Origin of the sequence: Streptomyces sp. NPDC018031 (genome assembly GCF_044327625.1) — a bacterium.
In the GTDB taxonomy this organism is placed as follows: Bacteria; Actinomycetota; Actinomycetes; order Streptomycetales; family Streptomycetaceae; genus Streptomyces.
On record NZ_JBIRFT010000005.1, the window covers coordinates 316,168 to 334,406 of the forward strand.

The window sequence follows — 18,239 nt, forward strand, 5'->3', positions numbered from 1 at the left end:
GTGTGCCCTGCCGGCCCCACCCGTTCTGCGAGGTCCCCATGCGCTGGTCGAAGCGCCGACCGCCATCCGCCACCGCCGCCCCGGGCGGCGGCAGACCTCGTCCCGGGCGGGGTGCGGCGCTCGCCGCGGGCGTGACACTGACCGCCCTGGCCACGGTGGCCCCGGGCGTCGCGGCCGACCCCGCCCCGGCGGCGACCGGCCGGGTGGGGGCCGACACCGCCGCCGAGTGGTACGACACCACCGTCCGCACCATCGCGGTGGCCGGATCCCCGGCTCAGATCACCAACGGCCGCACCTGGGCCGTCAGCTGGCTGGCCGCCACCCGCGCCGTGCACGACGCCCCGGCCGGCCCGGACCGGCGGGCCTTCCAGGACGCCGCGCTGGCCGGCGCCCTGCACACCTCCCTGACCACCCTGATCCCGGCCCGCACCGCCGAACTCGACGCGGCCCTGCGCCGGACCCTGGACCGGGTCCCGGACGGCGCGGCGGAGCGGCGGGGACTGGCGGCCGGCCGACGGCACGCCACCACCGTGCTGTCCTCCCGCGAAGGCGACGGACTCGACCCCGGATCGGTGGAAGCCCCCTTCACGCCCCCTGCCCCGCAGCCCGGTGTCTGGCGGCCCACCCCGCCCGACCACCGACCCGCCGCCCAGGCGGGCAGCCGCCACGCGCGGCCGTTCCTGCTGGCCCGACCGGACCAGTTCCGCCTGGACCCGCCGCCCCCGCTCGGCTCGCAGCGCTACCGCGCCGACCTGGCGGAAGTGCGGGAGTACGGCGGCGCCACCGGGTCCCGGCGCACCCCGGAGCAGACCGAGACCGCCGAATTCTGGCTGGGCTCCCCGCTGGCCCTGTACAACGAGCCGCTCCGGGTCGCCCTGACCCGTTCGGTGGGGCAGCCGCTCACCAGCCGTACCCGACTCGTGGCGCTGTTCCACATCGCCCTGGTGGACACCCAGATCGCCACCTCCGACAGCAAGTACGCCCACCTGCGGTGGCGGCCGGTCACCGCCATCCGCTCCGCCGACCTCGACGGTGACCCCGCGACGGCACCCGACCCGCACTGGACACCACTGCACCCCACCCCGCGTCACCCGGACTACCCGAGCGGCCACACCAGCCACGCCGCGGCCGCCGAAGCGGTGCTGACCGCGCTGACCGGCCCCCGCACCCGGCCGTTCCGGATGACCAGCCCCACCGCGCCGGGCCTGACCCGCACCTACACCTCGTGGCACCGGCTGACGCGGGAGAACGTCGACGCCCGCATCTGGTCCGGGGTGCACACCCGCTCCGCGGACCTCGCCGGAGTCCGGCTCGGCGGCCGGGTGGCCGCACACGCCCTCAGCCGCTTCCCCGCGCTGCTGAGGTGACCCGGCCACCGCCGGAGCGGTGCCGCGGCACCGGTTCCGTCGCGGCCCCCGGCCGCGACGGAACCCCCTCCCGGCCACCGGCAGGAACGACGTCCCAACGCGGCCTGCCGCACCCGGCCGCGCGTTGCCGCCTCCGCGGTCCGCGGCCCGTCCCACCGGCCGTGTCGCGTAGGGTTGTTGCAGCATGCCCGAGACCCGAGTCGACACGCCCGCCGCGCTCGACATCCCACCGCCCCGGCAACCGGCCGGCCCCGCCGCACAGTCGCTGTACTGGCTGAAGACCACCGACCCGGACGCCCGGATCGAGGACTTCGGGCCGGACACCGACGTCCGGGTACTGGTACCGGAGGACGAACGCTTCCACCCCCTCCGCGACCGCCTGGCGGCCCGCGGCATCCCGGTACGCGGCGTCAGGTACCTGCTCGAACGGGAACTGCTCACCGGTACCACCGCGGACGGCGACCTCGTGTGGCGCGCCGCCCCGGCCCATCCCGCGCAGCCCGGGGCGCGCGAGATGACCGGCCGCGGCAGCACGGCCGCCGCGGCCCGCGAAGCCTTCGAAGCGCTGTGGCAGGCACAGCTCCCGGACGGGGACGCGGCGCCCTCCGCGGTACCGGCCGAGGACCTGGTGCCCGCCGCCTGGCTTCCCTACCTGCCGCACCCCGCGCTGAACCCGGCCCAGGCGCAGGCCGCCCCCACGGTGCTGTCCCAGGACGAGAACCTGCTGGTCGTGGCGCCCACCGGAGCGGGGAAGACCACCATCGGCATGCTGGCCGCGCTCCGCGCCGTGCTGGGTGAGAAACGCAAGGCGGCCTGGCTGGTGCCCCAGCGGTCCCTCACCGACGAGCTGGACCGGGAACTCGACGGCTGGCGGCGGCGCGGACTCCGGGTGGAACGGCTGTCCGGGGAGTACAGCGTCGACGTCCAGCGGGTCCGGGACGCCGACCTGTGGGTCACCACCACCGAGAAGTACGAGGTGCTGTGCCGCACCTCCGCGCTGCGGGACGCGCTGACCGAGGTGGGCTGCCTGATCGTGGACGAGATCCACCTGCTGGGCGACCCCGAACGCGGCGCCGTCCTGGAGGCGTTGCTGGCCCGGGTGCGGGACGGCGGCTCCACGGTACGGATGGTCGGCCTCTCCGCCACCGTCTCCAACGCGCCGGAGGTCGCGGAGTGGCTGCGGGCCCGGCTGGTCCGCATCGCCTGGCGGCCCGCCACACTGACCTGGCAGCTCCCCGTCGTCCCGGCGCACGCCGACTGGCGGCTGACCCAGGCCGCCCGCACCCGGGTGACCAACGCGATCGTCGACACGGTCACCCGCGACGGGGGAAGCGTCCTGGTCTTCTGCGGCAGCAAGCACTCCGTGCGCAGCACCGCGCTGGCCCTCGCCGCCGCGCGCGGCGCCGACACCACGGGCGTCCGCCCCGACGACGTCGAGCGGCTGCGGAAGGTCTGCGACGCGGCCGGCATCGGACTCCACTACAAGGACTGGGAGCACAAACGCGCCGCGGAGCGGGCGTTCCGGTCACGCGAGACGGACGTGCTCGTCGCCACCTCGACCGTCGCCGCCGGGGTCAACCTGCCCGCCCGGGCCGTGGTGGTACGCGACACCCAGGTCGGCACCCGCGACGTCGACGTGGCCACCGTGCAGCAGATGTTCGGCCGGGCCGGCCGCGTCGGAGCCGGGGAGACCGCAGGCTGGGCCTTCCTCATCGTCGACCAGGCCGAGCACGAGACCTGGCGGCAGCGGCTGGTCGGGGGCTACACCGTCGTCTCCCAGATCCTCTCCAGCCTCCCCGACCACGTTCTCGCCGAAGTGGTCCAGCAGCGCGTCCGCACCCGTGCGGAAGCCGAGAAGTGGTGGCTGAGCACCTTCGCCCACCACCAGGGCAGCACCACGGTGGAGCCCCTGCGGCGCGCGGTCGGCTTCCTGGTGGGCGCCGACTACCTCGGCCAGGCCGGCGAAGCGGACGGCGGCACCCTCACCGCCACGGAACTCGGCACCCTCACCGCCCGCGTCATGGTGCCCACCGCCACCGGATACCAGCTGCGCACCGCGCTGTCCGGCACCCCCGTCCCGAGGAACGCGGAGGACGCGGAGCGACAGCTGATCGAAGTGATCGCCACCGCCGTCCCCAAACTGGCCCGTGCCTCGCTCTCGGAGAGCCTCAAACCCAGGGTCGCGCTGCTGCTCCAGGCGGAAGGACACCTCTCCCGCGTCCCCGGGACGGCCGGCCCCCCGGACTTCTCCCTGCCGTACGCGCCGGGCGACCTGGCCCGCGCGAGCCTCCTCGCCGTCGCCAACAGCCCACGGGAGTTCGCCGTACCCCGGCGCGAGTTCGCCCGCATCCCCCACTCGGCCATGTACCCGGTACTGGAGGACGCCCCCCGCTACCTCCACTGGCTGGGATCGCAGGGGTACGGGGGCACCGTCCACCCCTGGGTGGCGATCGTGGCCGCCGACCTGAACCGCCGCGTCCGCTGGCGCCGCTGCGCCCCGCCGCGCGGCAGCGGCCGACTGCTGTGGATGTGCGAGCAGATGGCCACCGGGGTGCACGCCGACCAGGAGGTGCCCGCGATGTGGCAGGCCGCCCGCGAACGCGGCGTGACCGGCCCCGACTGGACGAGCCGCACCCCGCCGCGCGGATGCCGTCTGGACGGCGCCTCGTACGCGGCGCTGCTCGCCGAACGCGTCACCGACGGCGAGCTGGCGACCGGCCCGGACGGAGCACCGGTCAGCCGCTCGACCGGACGTGCGCTGACCGCCTGGAGCGGGCGCAGCCACCTGACCGTGCACACCCGGCAGCGGGAGACCACGCCCGCGTTCCCACCGCCGGGCGGCGACGGTGACGCGGAGCGGGGCGTCGCCCTCTTCTCCTGGCGCGGTGACTACCGGGCGACCGGCTGGCTGGCCGAGTACTCGGCCGTGGCACGCCGCGCCTGAGCCGGCACCGGGCCGGACCGGTCCCCGGGTCTCCGGATCCCTGACCGAGCGGCCGGGCGGCAGGGAGCGGGGCGGACCGGACCGCTCTGCCGGCCCGGTCCGCCCCGCTCACGCTCTCGTGCCGCTGCCGAGCAGGGAGTCGTCCTCGGTGCGGGCGCCCGGAAGCCGGTGGCGGGCGGCCACCAGGGCGGCATCGATGTCACGGGTCCCGGTGGACACGCACAGCGTGTAAGCGAGGTCGTCCATCCGCTGCCTGACCTCGTCACCGCTGTTCTCCGCCTGCAGGATCCGCAGCGTTTCGTACTGCTCGAGCAGGTTCTCCAGCACCGCAGGATGCGCCAGCAGCATCAGCCGTCTCCCTCCAGCCCCGTACAGCCCGGTCGCCGCACTGCCCGCCGTCTACCCGGAATCCGCGAGACATGCCAGGGACTCCTCGGCGGGCTCACCTCTCGCTCCCCGCCAGGCCGGACGCGGGCTCTCCGCGGGGCGTCGGCGTCGACGGTGAACGGCCGCCGCCGGCCCGGGGCGGAGCGGGGGCGGCCCGCCGCGACCGTAGCCGGGGGAGACACCGCCGCAGGTGATCGGCCGGAGTGTGGCCGGAGCGGCTCGGGGCAGACGGACGGCACAGCACGGACCAGTGTGAACGGTGTGAATGGAGGAGCGTGCGCATGGCGATGGCCCGCCTCACAGTGCCCCGCGATCCGATGGAGGGACGCCGGACGCCGGTGACCGTCCCTTCGCCTGCCACGGGAGCCCGGCGGTATACGTAGAGATCGCCCTGCCCCGCCGGAACGAGACCGCTGCCGCCCGCCGGAGCCCCGGCCGGCGGCAGCGGCGGCCCCGGGGGAGTCGCGGGCACCCGGGAGCACTCACCGCCGCGGTCAGCCGCCGCCGGTGGCGAGTCGTGCCGCGAAGCCGAAGAACACGATGCCGGCGCCGGTGGTGAGCCCGGCGGACAGCCGCTTGCGGCGGCTGAACCGAGCGGACAGATAGGTGCCGGCGAGAATCAGCACCGTGACATAGCAGATACTGATGGACTGATACACCAGCGCGAGCAACGCGAAGGACAGCGCTGGGTACGGGTATGCCGGGTCCACGAACTGGACGAAGAACGAGATGAAGAACAGGATCGCTTTCGGGTTCAGCAGCGTGATCAGCACGGACCGGCGGAACGGGCGCTCAACGGCGGCTCCCTCCGCGTCCGGAGGCTCGGCTGCGGCGGGCTCGTCGCGGGCTCGCCAGGTCCTCCACGCCCCGCGGAGCATGCCGAGGGCGATCCATCCGAGGTAGCCGGCTCCGGCGTACCTCACCACCGCGAACGCGACGGGGTTGGCTTTCAGCAAGGAGGCGGCTCCTGCCGCGGTAAGCAGCATGAGAGCCATCTCGCCGAGGAAGACGCCTGCCGCGGCACGGTAGCCCGTCCGCACGCCGCGCCGTACCGCCACCGACAGCGTGTACAGCGAGCTCGGCCCCGGAAGCAGAATGATCAGCAGAGTACCCAGCGCATAGGTGGGCAGGTTCGCCACTCCCAGCATCAGTTTTCCTCCGCTCTCCGGCTGTCTGGTCGGCCGCCGGACACCGCTGAGCGGATCATGCTACGACCTCCCGCGTCGACCCGGGTTCGGTTTTCGCCGGACCACGTGGGCCTTCGGCCCGGTGCCGAGCCGGACGCATGCCGTGTCCTCGGCGGTCACGGCTTCGCGTGTCCCGCCAGGGGTCCGGACCGGAACGGATGAGCACGCCACGCGCGGCGAGTGGGGCGCGGTCCCCAGCGGGGAGTCGTACGCGGCGGTTCCCCGCGGCCCGCGTCCACGGGGGACGGGTGCCGCGGGGTCCGCACGTCGCGCCACGGCCCATGGCCCGTCAGGCAGCGCCCGGCGAGGGCCCCGACCGTGGCCGCGGCCGTCGGGCCGCGACCACTGCCACCGCCGGTTCAGTCCCGCGGTGCGGCTCCGACCCGCGTCTGGGGGACGGGGGTGGTCGTCGGCTTCTTCCGTGGGCTGAACAGGAAGCAGCACAGGGCGGCGGTCACCAGGGCCGCGGCGCACGCCATGAGGGCGGTGTGCATGGCGTCGACGAAGCCGGTGGCGAAGGTGTCGGCGGTGACGCGTTCGTACAGCGCTGCCGTGGCGGAGTCCAGGCCGCCGGGCGGCGCGGGCGGACGGTAGTCATGGGCGGCGGCGGTGCTGTGGTCGATGAACCGGGCGCGCAGATCCCCCGGTAGCCGGCCGGCCTGCTTCTCGGCCTCGCTGCGCAGGGTCGAGGAGAGGCGGGCCGACAGCAGGGCGCCCAGCGCGGCGGTGCCGAGGACGCCGCCGACCTGCCGGGTGGTGCTGGAGACGCCGGAGGCCGCCCCGGCCAGCCGGGGATCGACGCCGTCCATGGTGGCCTGCTGCAGGGGCGCGAAGGTGGCGCCGCCGGCGATCCCGATGATGGCCAGACCGGGCAGCAGGCTCCACGCGCTGCTGGTGGGGCCGGTCATCGCGACCAGCACCAGCAGGCCGACGGCCAGCAGCGTCAGCCCGGCCAGCAGGACGTGCCTGCCGCCGAACCTGTCCGACAGCCGCCCGGCGTACATCGAGCCGGCGGCGGTGAGCACCGCGTTCGGCAGCACCACCAGGCCGGTCTGCAGCGCCGAGTACCCGCATGCGGTCTGCAGGTACAGCACCAGCACGAACATGATGCCGATCATGCCCAGTTGGAAGACGAACCCGACCCAGTTGCCGACCGCGAAGTTGCGCGCGCGGAACAGGGCCGGCGGCATCAGGGGCTCGTCCGGCCGCCGGTGCTGCCGGAGGACGAACACCGCCAGCAGCACGATGCCCGTGGCGATGACCGAGATGATGCTGATCGGCCCGGTGATGGTGCCCCAGTCGTAGCGTTCTCCCTCGATCAGCCCGAACACGACGCCGGTCAGCCCGGTGGTGGCCAGCGCGGCGCCGGTCAGGTCGAGTCGGTGCCGGCGGCCCGAGCGCATGGGTGGTGCGAGGGTCAGTGCCAGCACGGCGGTGACGATCCCGATCGGCACGTTGATGAAGAAGATCCAGCGCCAGCTGACGTGGGCGAGCAGGAAGCCCCCGAGGATCGGGCCGACGATCGGGGCGAGGCCGACGATCGCGCCGAACAGTCCGAACGCCCGGCCGCGCAGATGCGGCGGGAAGATCGTCAGGATCGACGAGATGACCTGGGGGAACAGCAGCGCGCCGCCCAGTCCCTGCAGCAGCCGGGCGCCGAGCAGCTGGGGCGGTGAGCCGGCCAGGCCGCACAGCGCCGAGGCGATGGTGAAGGTGATGACGCCGATCACGTACAGCCGCCGGTATCCGAAGATGTCGCCCAGCCGTCCGGTGATGATCAGCAGTACCGAGAAGAGGAGCAGGTAGCCGTCGATGACCCACAGCACCTCGTCGTACGAGGCGTCCATGCCGTGGATCAGGGTGGGGACGGCCACGTTGACGATGGATCCGTCGAGCAACGCCATGAAGAAGCCGATGCACATGATCGCGAGTACCCGCCACGGGCGCTGTGTGGCCGGGTGTTCGGTGGATTTGATTTCCGGCACTCCGGAGACCTCCCTGAGGGGACCGTCCGCGGGGTGGTGAAGCGGACCGGTCCGCTGGGGCCGGAACGGTCCCCGGCGGTCCCCGGGGCTCGGCAGGAGCCGCAAGGGTCGACGCGCATCGCCACCACCACAGAGCACCCTTTTCCAGGATGTGGTGAGCGACTTCCACCTTCCCCGGGTCATCCGGACCCGGGTGAAGCTGGTTGGCGAGGCGCGAGGCCCGACGGTGAGAAGTCAGTCGGCACCCTAACACGCCGGTCCGCGCGCCGGAGGTGGCCCGGTGGCGGTCGGTCACCGACGCGGTGGCCCGGGGGAGTGCCGTGATCGGCGGAGTCGTCGGCGAGCAGCGGAAGGTTCCGGTATCGACGGACGCTCACCGGATAATCGAACAATCTCGCGTACTACCAGTGTGCGCACGCCACGTTGGAGATCGTTTACGGGATGGCCCCGAGAGGTCGTCGTGGTGACGCTTCCGGACTGCTCCGGCAGGCCGATCCCGCATTCCGTGTCGCACCTGCGCCGGTACATTTCGGCACGGAACCGGCGGGACCGGATTCCGTCACCACTTCGCGGTCGCACATTCTTCCGGGTCGCCATTCTTTGAGCGCCCGGAGACCGTCGCGGATCCCGGTGGATGCGAGGGTTCTGCTGGTGGCGGCAAGACTCCGGGGATAAGATATCGCGCGCTGCTCGCGATGGCGGTCGGTGAGTTCAGGGGTGGGGGCGAAGGCACCGTGATCGAGCTGCGAAAGCGCGCAACCCGGAGCGGTCCTGCTGGAGATCGTGAGGGCGCGTTTGCTTTTCCCGGCCCGCGGGTCTTACAACTCACCCGCAAATCCTCATGTGATCACCGCAAAGCGGTCCACGCAACAGCAGTGGGCCCTTTTCTCTTCCGTGACGTTCGCGACCGGCGTCCGCGCCTGGGGTCACGAAGTGGACGTGTGGCGAGAAACGGGTGCTTCGTTTTCACGACAAGAGAAGTGTGGAGTGTGATGCCATGAACCGACTCGGCAGAGGATCGCGCCGGTTAGCCCGGAGGCTCGCGGAGCCGCCGGCGCGCATCGGGTTATCCGTTCTGTTGCTGGCGGGCGGCGCCATGGGGGCGACGGCCGGACCGGCCGCCGCCTCGACCGCCGACGGCACGCTGACGGTCGAGGTGCTGCGCGACTTCTTCGGCACCGGCGTGATCAACGCGACGATGGACGTGCCGCAGCGGGGCATGCGGGTGAAGGTCTCCGACCCCGCCGGGCACCTCGTCACCGGCGTCACGGATGCCACCGGAAAGGTCGTGGTGTCGCAGTCGACCGAGCTGACCGGCGGCCGGTACCGCGTCGACGTCAGCATCCCGGCGCCGTACAGCGGCTATCTGCAGGCGGCGCCCGCGTCGACGGCGGAGAACCACTTCGACAGCTTCACGTCGTTCGTGGACGTGTCGGACGGAAAGAACGCCTCGGTGGTCACGGGGGTGTGGGATCCGGCCGACTACGCGCTGCCGGACTCGCGCTACTTCGTACCGATCCACAACGGCGCCAACGGGAACGACAACCGGGCGTTGGTGGCGTTCGGGACGAAGACCCGGGGGACCTGCCCCACCGATGTGGCCTGCCCGACCACGCTGGCCACGCAGGACCAGGTGGGCACGACGTTCGGGCTGGCGTACGACAAGTACCGGACCCGGCTGTTCCAGAGCGCGTTCGCCCGCCGGTACGCCGCGTACGGGCCGGAGGGCGGGGGCGCGATCTACACCGTGCCGGTCAACGGATCCGGTGCGCCGCGGCTGTTCGCGCGGGTGCCGGACGCCGCGGTGACGCGGCACGACACCGCCAACATGATCAAGGACGGTGGGTTCACCGACGCGCCGGGCAAGGAGAGCATCGGTGGCCTGGCCCTGTCGGAGGACGGCTCCACGCTGTACGCGGTGAACCTGCGGACCCGCAGCCTGGTGAGCTTCGACGCGTCGGGGGCCACCGCCGCGGCGCCCAAGTCGACGGTCCCGATCCCGGACCCGGGGTGTGCCAGTGCCGACGACTGGCGGCCGTTCGGTCTCCAGGTCCACAACAACACGCTGTACGTCGGCGGTGTGTGCAGCGCGGAGAGCACGCAGCAGCGCGCGGACCTGAAAGCCTTCGTCTCCACCTTCGACGGCAAGCGGTTCACCACGGTGCTGAGCCACCCGCTCGACCACGCACGCGGCAGCGTCTTCGGGTCCGGTGACAAGGCCACCCACTGGAACCCCTGGAACACCAGCCTGGACACCTGGGACGACCGGAAGTCGGGCGGCGTCTTCATCGATCCGCAGCCGGAGCTGGCCTCCCTCGCCTTCGCCCGGGACGGCTCGATGATCCTGGGATTCCGCGACCGGTTCATGGACGTGCTCGGTTGGGGAGGGCTGGATCCCCGCCCGGGGAACGACACGCCGGAGAGCGGCATGGCCGGTGGTGACATCACCATGGTCTGCGCCACCCCCACCGGTGAGTACCAGTGGGAAGGCACCGGAAGCTGCCCCAACCACGCCACCCCCGCCAACAACGGCGGCCAGGCCGGCGATGTCGTCGAGTACTTCCCGGGCGACTTCTACGCCAACGCGCACCAGGAGACCGCGCTGGGGTCGGTGGCGTTCATCCCGCAGCAGCAGTGGGTCGTCAGCACCGAGTTCGACCCGGTCGTCAACGTCGCCACCTCGGGGACCGGGTACCACGACATCACGACCGGTCAGGGCCCGGGCAACAACCCGAACGCCAACGGGTTCCAGTTCGTCAGCCGGGAACAAGGCGGGTTCGGCAAGGCCGGCGGGCTCGGTGACATCGCGTTCGCGGCGGCGAACGCGCCGATCCAGATCGGCAACGTCGTGTGGTTCGACGGCGACCACAACGGGATCCAGGACCCGGGGCACGTGCTGCTGCCGGGGGCGACGATCAACCTGCTGGACGCCGACGGCAAACAGGTCGCCACCACCAGGACCAACGCCGCCGGCGAGTACTACTTCGGTGGTGTCGGCGCCGAGTACGAACTGACGCCCGGCGCGAAGTACACGGTGCAGTTCGACGTGTGCACCGCGGACACCGGCCAGGTGCCCGAACAACCCTCGGCGGACGAGCTGAGGTTCACGCTCCCGCGGGCCGGTGCCGACCGTGCGCACGACTCCAACGTGACCCCGCCGACCACCGGATCGCTGTGCAACGGCAAGGCGCCGGTCACGGCGCCGGCCAAGGCGGGCGGGGTCGATCACACCATCGACGCCGGGGTGTACATCCCGAAGGAGACACCGACCCCCACCCCGACGCCGACTCCCACCCCGACACCGACACCGACGCCGACACCGGATCCGACACCGCCCGCGGCCTCCACGCCGCCGTCGCCCGCGCCGCCCGCCAACCGCCCGGCCCCGGCCGGTGGAGACGGGGGCTCGCTGGCGAACACCGGTACGCCCTGGCTCGCGGAGATCATCGGCGGCGTCGGTCTGCTGGTGGGCGCGGGCCTGGTCATCGTGTTCGTGACCCGGAACCGGCGCGCCCGGCACCACTGAACAACCGCACAACGGTGATCTGCCCGTCCGTGATCCGAACGGCGCGGACGGGCAGATCACATCCCGGCCGGTCCACGAGGGCCGGCCGCGGCATGGTCCGCCACCGGACTGCCGAGTGCCGCCGCGAGCCCGCGGCGGCCGGACGGTGTGGTGATCGAAAGGATGCATCGCAGAGTGTCAGCGTCGAACCGCGTGCGGAGCGTGAGAAGGCGGCAAGCCCCACCGGGTCGTCCGTCCGGCCGGCGCCGATGGCCGCGGACGCGCCGGTCCGCCGCCGTCATCGGCATCGCGGCGGTCATCGGCATCGCCGCCGTCGCGGTGGCCGCGTTCCTGGTCGCCGACGGCGGCTCCGGCTCCGGCGACCCGCGCCCGCTGACGCCGGACGAGGCGAGCCGGCTGGCGATCACGCGCTACCGCAACTACCAGGCGCAGGGCCGCGCGGTGACGATCACCGTGCCGGGCACCGCCGGCGGGCTGACCGTCACCGGGTCGGTCGACTACCGGCGCATGGTCGGCTACGGCGTGGTGCACGGCACCGGGCGCGGCGAGTCCAGCGACGGGCTGATCCGGTGGACGCCCACCTCGGTGCACGTCCTCCCGATGACGGACGCCCCGGCGCACGCGCCCGCGTCGCCGCCCCGTTCGGGCTGGCACGACCGTCCGCTGCTGTCGTCCGGCAGCGCGCTGGACACCTCCCTGTTCATCGCGCTCGGCCTCGGCGGCGACCGGCCGGACAACGCCGAACTGCTGCCGCAGAACGGCGCCGCCTGGTGGGGGAGGGAGCGGGTGGACGGGCGCTCGGTGGACGTCATGACCGGGCCGTCCTCCCCTGACCGCTCCGGTACGGCGGGCAACGTGCGCTACTGGATCGGCTCCGACGGCACCATGTACCGGGTCCGGGTCAGCGTGGGTTCGCAGCCGGAGCCGGTGGTCATCGACTTCGACACCCACCGCTACGTACCGGTCCGGCCGGTACCCGGGACCACCCCGGCCCGGTAGCCGCTGCTCAGGACGTCCGCACCCGCGCGTGCGCGGCGAGCAGCGACGTCGGCGGCAGCCGGATGTCCCCCGTCTTCGGCAGGGCCGGGGCGGGCGGGACGGTGGTGGCGCCCGCGGTGGCGGCGCCCGGCAGCTGCGGCTGCGGAGCAGGCGCCGCGACCTCGGTGAACGGGATGCCCCCGGGCGCCGTCGGCGCCGCCCAGGTGCCGGACGGCGAGGACGACCCGGCCGGAAGCGGGCAGGCCGCGGTCGTCGCGAGCCGGGCGGGCACGGTGCTGCGCAGATCGTTGCCCCGCAGGCAGTTGCCCCGTCCCCGGGTGGCGGTGGGGAACGTCCAGCCGACGTCGACGCCGTTGCCGGTGAACGTGTTGTCCACGAGCTGGTTGCCGACCGGGGGTATGTCGGCGGTCGCGGTGATCACCAGTCCGGCGTTGCGGTTGCCGGCGACGCGGTTGCGGACGAACCGGTTGTCGCTGCCGCCGTCGATGCCGGCGCCGATGCCCCAGCCGCCGTCGGCCTGCTCCGGGGTGGCCGTCTGCTGGTTGGCGGCGATCAGGTTGCCCGCGATGACGGAGCCCTTCTGCGGGAGCAGCTTCTCCTGGTGGTTGGAGTTGGTGGTGAGCCCGACCCGGTTGCCGACCAGGCGGTTGCCGACCACGTACATGTCCTCGCTGGCGTTGGTGCCTTCGTAACCGACCGCGTTGAGTTCGGCGACGTTGTCCCGCACCACGATGTTGCAGGGCTTGCACTGGCCGACATAGATCCCCGAGTCGGCGCCGCCCGAGGCGTAACTGTGCTCGATGACACCGTTCTGGGCGGAGAACGCGTAGATGCCGTACAGACCGTTGCGGGTCGCGGTCACGTGGGAGACCAGGAACGACTTCAGGAAGGTGACGGGCTCGTCGCCGGTGTCGTAGCCGCCGCTCTCCCCCGGCAGGCCGGCGGCCGCCTTCGCCGAACCGGTGACCAGGACCCCGTTCTGCGTGTTGTTCCGCACGGTCAGGTTCTCCACGGCCACGCCGGGCGCCGAGACGACGACGCCGCTCGGCTGCCGCAACCGCCCGTCGATGACGACCTTGTCCCGGGACGAACCGCGCAGGGTGACGCGCGCCGTGTCGATCCTCACCGATTCGTGGTACACGCCCGGCGAGACCAGCACCAGGTCACCGGGGCGGGCCAAGGACACCGCAGCAGAGATCGTGGGGGCATCGGCGGGTACGCGGATCGTCACCTGCGCACCGGCCGGACGCCGGCCCTCGCCCGATCCGCCATCGCCGCCACAGCCTGCCACCAGAGTCAGCGTGCCCACTACCGCCGCCAACACGCGAAGAGCTAATCGAGGCATGATCTCAGTCTGGCATGACGCCCAAATCCACGCCAGAATCGCGAGGTTGACCGGCGCGCGCCATTCGGGTGTGGCACCCTGCACCCCATGCGCCGAGCCGATCACCGCCCGTCACGCCGCAGGTTCCTCGATGCCACCGGCGCCATGATGGCCGCCGGTCTGGCCGCCGGGTGCACATCGGACTCCGCCCGGCCCGGCCGGCGCGCCCCGGCCCCGGCGGCCCCGCCCGCGCCGGTCCCGGCGACGGGCCGCCATCAGGCGGGCATCACGCTTCCCCAGCCGGCCCAGCCCCATCTGCTCGCGGTGGTGGCCGACCTGGGTGCCTCCGTGGCCCCCGGCCCGTTGCTGGCCGAACTCGGCCAGGCCGTCCGCACCCTCACCGCGGGGACCGACACGCGGCTGCTGGGCCTGCCGCCGGGCGACCTCACCGTGACCGTCGGCGTGGGCCCCCGGCTGGTGCGCACGGCCGGTGCCTCGCTGCCCGGCGCGGCGGACCTCCCGCGATTCTCCCGCGAGCGGATCGCCCCGCCGGCCCGGGGCGGAGACCTGCTGTTGCAGATCTGCGCCGGCGACGCGCTGCTCCCGCCGGTCGTCGCCGCCGCGCTGCTGGACCAGGCCGGTGACCGCGTCCGCGAACGCTGGCGCCAGTCCGCGGCCCGCGGCGCGAACGTGTCCGTCGGCAACGGGATCACCGCGCCACGCAACCCGCTCGGTTTCATCGACGGCATCGTGGGCCCGCACACGACCGCCGAACAACAGCGCGACCTGTGGCTGGCGGGGCCCGCCGCGGTCGCCGGTGGCACCCTCGCCGTACTGCGGCGCATGGAACTGGACCTGCCGCGGTTCGCCGCCCTGTCCGTGGCCGAACAGGAAGCGGTCTTCGGGCGGCGCCGGGCCAGCGGCGTCCCGCTCTCCGGCGGCACCGCCGCCTCGGGCCCGGAACTCGGGGCCAAGACACCGGACGGGCGCTATCTCGTCCCCGCGGACGCCCACGCGCGCAGAGCGCACGCCACCGCGGTCGGGGTAGGACTCATGCTCCGCCGCTCCTACAGCACCGACGAGCCCGCGCCCGGCCTGCTCTTCATCAGCTTCCAGAACGACCTGCGGACCTTCACCGCCACCCTCGCCCACATGGACACCTCCGACGCACTGCTGCCCTTCACCACCACGACCGCCAGTGCGACGTTCCTGATCCTCCCCGGCTTCGACCGGCAACGCCCGCTCGGTTCCGCGCTGTTCGGCTGATCACGATCGACTCCCGGGCGGGGATCACCCACCCCCGGAGCGCCCGGACGGCTCCAGCGGCCGCGGGGCCGGTTCCTCCTCGGAGATCAGCCGCATCTCCCGCAGGAACGGCGGTGCCCACCAGGTGGCGCGGCCGAACAAGCCCATCAGGGCCGGCACCAGCAGGCAGCGGACCAGCGTCGCGTCCACCAGGACCGCCAGCGCCACGCCCAGGCCCAGCATCTTGGTGAGCGTGATCTGCGAGGTGCCGATCCCGATCATCACGACGGCGAGCAGGGCCGCCGCCGCGGTGATCACCCCGCCGGTCTGGGACACCCCGGCCAGCACCGCCTCCCGGTGGTCCCCGCCGCGCCTGTGGTTCTCCTTGATCCGCGACAGCAGGAACAGCGAGTAGTCCATGGACAGGCCGAAGGTCAGGCAGAACATCAGCACCGGCAGCGAGGTCTCGATGAAGCCGGTGGGGGTGAAACCGAGCAGCCCGCTGAGGTGCCCGTCCTGGAAGACCCACACCGCGGCACCGAACATCGCGGTCAGACTCAGCGCGTTCAGCACCACCGCCTGCAGCGGCAGCACCACCGAGCCGGTCATCAGGAAGACCATGACCATGGTGACCACCACGATGAACAGCAGGGCGTACGGCAGCAGATCGCCGATGACCGCGCGGCTGTCCACCAGCATGGCCGCCTGCCCGCCGACCTCCGTGGAGAACGGCGCCGGAACCTCCCGCACCGACCTCACCAACCGCTGGCTCTCCGGCGAGATGTCCTCCACACCGCGGGCCGGCCACACCGTGAGATGGCTGGTGCCCGACGCCGCCCGGTAGGCGGTGGCCGGGGAGGGCGCCGCGACCCGCCGGCCGTCCCGGTAGACGCCCGTCGGGCTGTCCACCCGGGACACCCGGTCCAGGGCGGAGAGCCGGCCGGCGTAGGCGTCGACGTCATCGGCGGGCGCGCCGGGCGCCAGGACGTCGATACCGCCGGTCGGGCTCACCGGGAAGGACTCCCGGATGGTGTCGTGGACGTGCCGGGCCGCCGCCGACTTCCCCAGCTGGCGGTCGTCGACGGTACCGAACTCGGCCCGCAGGAACGGCAGTCCCAGCAGGACCAGCAGCGCGGTGACGGCCCCCGCGACCACGGCGCCCCGGCGCATCACCGCACCGGTCAGCCTCCGCCAGCGCCGGTCGGCGGCGGCCTCCCGCTCCGCCGAGCGGCCGCGGAACAGCCGCAGCGCGTCCACCCGGTGGCCCAGGATCCGCAGCAGCGCGGGCAGCACGGTGAGCGCGGCCAGCGCGGCGAGCGCCACCACGGAGATCCCCGCGTAGGCGAAGGAGCGCAGGAAGTACATCGGGAAGATGAGCATCGCGGCCAGCGAGACGGCCACCACGAACGCCGAGAACAGCACGGTGCGACCGGCCGTGCGCAGGGTCCGCTCCAGCGCCCGGGGCGGGCCGGCGCCGTGTCCGAGCTCCTCCCGGAACCTGCGGATCAGCAGCAGCGCGTAGTCGATCGCCAGACCGAAGCCGAGTGCCGTGGTGAGGTTCTGCGCGAAGATCGACACATCGGTGAACCCGGTGATGATCCGCAGCACCGCGCCGGTGCCGGTGATGGCGACCGCGCCGACCGCCAGCGGCAGCAGGGCGGCCACCACGCTGCCGAACGCCAGCAGCAGGATGACCAGCACCAGCGGCAGCGCGATGAGTTCCGCCTTGACCAGGTCGTCGGCGGTCTGCCGCTGGGCTTCGTCACGCACCGCGACGGTGCCGCCGATGCGGATGTCGAGGTCGCCGATCCGGCCCTGGTAGCGGTCGTCGAGCCGGTCGAGCGTCCTGCCGGACCGGGTCTCGTCGCCGGTGATGCGGGCGACGATCAGCGCGTGGCCGCCGTCCCCGGCGCGCAGCGCCGGGTCCTTGCGCTGCCAGTAGTGGACGACGCCGGTGACGCCCTCCTCGTCCGCCAGCCGGTCCGCCAGCCGGGTGGCGGACCGCGCCGTCTCCGGGGCGTCGGCGGACCCCGGGGTCCGCACCAGCAGCACCAGGTTCGGGCGGGCGGCGGGGAACGTGGCGTCCATCACCGATGCGGCCCGGCTGGACTCGGCCGACGGATCCTCCGTGCCGCCCAGCTTCAGCCGGTCGGTGAGCCCGCCGCCGAGCAGCACCGATCCGATCAGCAGCAGCACGGTCAGCGACAGCAGCAGCCGGGGGCGGGAGGAGACGCGCAGGAGCAGTGACATGCAGTCCTCGGTTTCGGCGATCGGTACGGACCGTACCGGCGGGGTCCCGGAGAGTGCCGGGCGGCGCGCGGCCGGGAGCTCCGTCCCCGGGCCCGCCGGCCCGGGGACGGAGACCGGTGCGGTCCTACGGCTTGGTGACCGCGAAGATGAAGGCCGAGCCGAACTTGCGCAGCCGGTACTGGGTGAAGCCCGCCTTCGCCAGGTGCTCCGGCAGGGTCCGCAGATCGGTGCGGCGGATGCCGGTGAGCTTCACCCCCAGCCGGGAACTGGGGTAGTCGTTGATCGCGAAGGTGCTGGCGGTGTAGACGCCGCCCGGCTTCAGCAGCCGGAACACCTCGCGGTAGGCGGCCTCCGGGTCGGCGTACAGGTGCAGTGAGCCGGGGTTGCTGACCCCGTCGAAGACCCCGTCCCGGAACGGCAGCCCCCGCACGTCGCCCCGGACCAGTTCGACGTTGGTCCGGCCCGCGGTCTCCTGGACCGCCTTCTTCAGCATCGCCACGGAGATGTCCAGTCCGACGACCGTCGCGTCGGGCACCGCGCCCGCCAGCTCGTCGGTGAAGTACCCGGCGCCGCAGGAGAGGTCGAGCCAGGTCCCGGTGCGCGACTCGTCCAGCTTCAGCCACTGGTGGTAGACCGCGAACTCCTGCTGGTAGGAGGGCACGCCACTGCCGAACCCGGCGAACAGCCGGGCGAAGAACGGCCGCATGACCGTCTCGTAGAGCCGGACGAACGCCGCGGACTCCATCAGCTTCTGCGCGGTCGTCGGAGCCGCCGGGTCGGGCTTCCCGGCCTCCCGGACCATGTCCGTGAACTCGGCGGTCACCGGGGAGACACGCCCGCAGGAGACGCAGGTCAGCTCGTGCCCGGAAGAGCTTTCGACGGCCCCCCTGCACACCGGGCAGGCGAGGATGTCCAGCAACTGGAACGTCATGGTCGGGTGGTTCCCTTCATCGTCACGGGGGCGGCGCCGGCCGTCGCGGGGGTCCGGCCGGAGCGGTTCGGTGGGCGGGTCGGCACCGGCCCGG

At 73.1% G+C, this 18,239-nt stretch carries 11 protein-coding genes; 5 read left to right on the forward strand and 6 right to left on the reverse strand.

What is annotated here, in order from left to right:
- The first annotated feature begins 131 nt into the window (after window positions 1-131).
- Complete coding sequence (locus ACH4B3_RS15955) at window positions 132-1,367, forward strand: vanadium-dependent haloperoxidase (RefSeq protein ID WP_398463429.1); 1,236 nt, start codon at window positions 132-134, stop codon at window positions 1,365-1,367.
- Window positions 1,368-1,551: 184 nt separating this feature from the next.
- A complete protein-coding gene (locus ACH4B3_RS15960; RefSeq protein ID WP_398463430.1) occupies window positions 1,552-4,311 on the forward strand; it encodes a DEAD/DEAH box helicase in 2,760 nt (919 codons plus the stop codon).
- A gap of 108 nt (window positions 4,312-4,419) precedes the next feature.
- Here the strand turns inward: ACH4B3_RS15960 and ACH4B3_RS15965 are convergent, their stop codons facing one another.
- From ACH4B3_RS15965 to ACH4B3_RS15975, 3 genes are all read right to left on the reverse strand, one after another.
- Window positions 4,420-4,659 (reverse strand): DUF5133 domain-containing protein, encoded by a 240-nt coding sequence (locus ACH4B3_RS15965; RefSeq protein ID WP_398463431.1) that lies wholly within the window; start codon window positions 4,657-4,659, stop codon window positions 4,420-4,422.
- Between the two features lie 533 nt (window positions 4,660-5,192).
- The gene (gene leuE / locus ACH4B3_RS15970) at window positions 5,193-5,846 is read right to left on the reverse strand and encodes a leucine efflux protein LeuE (RefSeq protein ID WP_398463432.1); all 654 of its coding nucleotides are present in this window, start codon (window positions 5,844-5,846) and stop codon (window positions 5,193-5,195) included.
- Window positions 5,847-6,244: 398 nt separating this feature from the next.
- Window positions 6,245-7,870 carry a DHA2 family efflux MFS transporter permease subunit gene (locus tag ACH4B3_RS15975; protein WP_398463433.1) on the reverse strand — a complete coding sequence of 542 codons (1,626 nt, stop codon included), beginning with the start codon at window positions 7,868-7,870 and terminating at the stop codon, window positions 6,245-6,247.
- 1,096 nt (window positions 7,871-8,966) lie between these two features.
- On the opposite strand from ACH4B3_RS15975, the gene ACH4B3_RS15980 reads away from it, so the two are divergent.
- Together ACH4B3_RS15980 and ACH4B3_RS15985 are read left to right on the forward strand one after the other, a co-directional pair.
- Window positions 8,967-11,396 carry an SdrD B-like domain-containing protein gene (locus ACH4B3_RS15980; protein WP_398463434.1) on the forward strand — a complete coding sequence of 810 codons (2,430 nt, stop codon included), beginning with the start codon at window positions 8,967-8,969 and terminating at the stop codon, window positions 11,394-11,396.
- A gap of 318 nt (window positions 11,397-11,714) precedes the next feature.
- A complete protein-coding gene (locus ACH4B3_RS15985) occupies window positions 11,715-12,395 on the forward strand; it encodes a hypothetical protein (RefSeq protein ID WP_398463546.1) in 681 nt (226 codons plus the stop codon).
- Window positions 12,396-12,402: 7 nt separating this feature from the next.
- Here ACH4B3_RS15985 and ACH4B3_RS15990 read toward each other — a convergent pair whose 3' ends face one another.
- Complete coding sequence (locus ACH4B3_RS15990; RefSeq protein WP_398463435.1) at window positions 12,403-13,740, reverse strand: right-handed parallel beta-helix repeat-containing protein; 1,338 nt, start codon at window positions 13,738-13,740, stop codon at window positions 12,403-12,405.
- A gap of 87 nt (window positions 13,741-13,827) precedes the next feature.
- Between ACH4B3_RS15990 and ACH4B3_RS15995 the strand changes: the two genes are divergently transcribed.
- Window positions 13,828-14,985, forward strand: coding sequence for a Dyp-type peroxidase (locus tag ACH4B3_RS15995; RefSeq protein WP_398463436.1), 1,158 nt, complete (start codon window positions 13,828-13,830; stop codon window positions 14,983-14,985).
- 24 nt (window positions 14,986-15,009) lie between these two features.
- Here ACH4B3_RS15995 and ACH4B3_RS16000 read toward each other — a convergent pair whose 3' ends face one another.
- Both ACH4B3_RS16000 and ACH4B3_RS16005 read right to left on the reverse strand, forming a co-directional pair.
- Complete coding sequence (locus ACH4B3_RS16000) at window positions 15,010-17,214, reverse strand: MMPL family transporter (RefSeq protein ID WP_398463437.1); 2,205 nt, start codon at window positions 17,212-17,214, stop codon at window positions 15,010-15,012.
- Between the two features lie 124 nt (window positions 17,215-17,338).
- Window positions 17,339-18,145, reverse strand: a complete 807-nt coding sequence (locus ACH4B3_RS16005) for a methyltransferase domain-containing protein (protein WP_398463438.1) — start codon at window positions 18,143-18,145, stop codon at window positions 17,339-17,341.
- Between the last annotated feature and the right edge of the window lie 94 nt (window positions 18,146-18,239).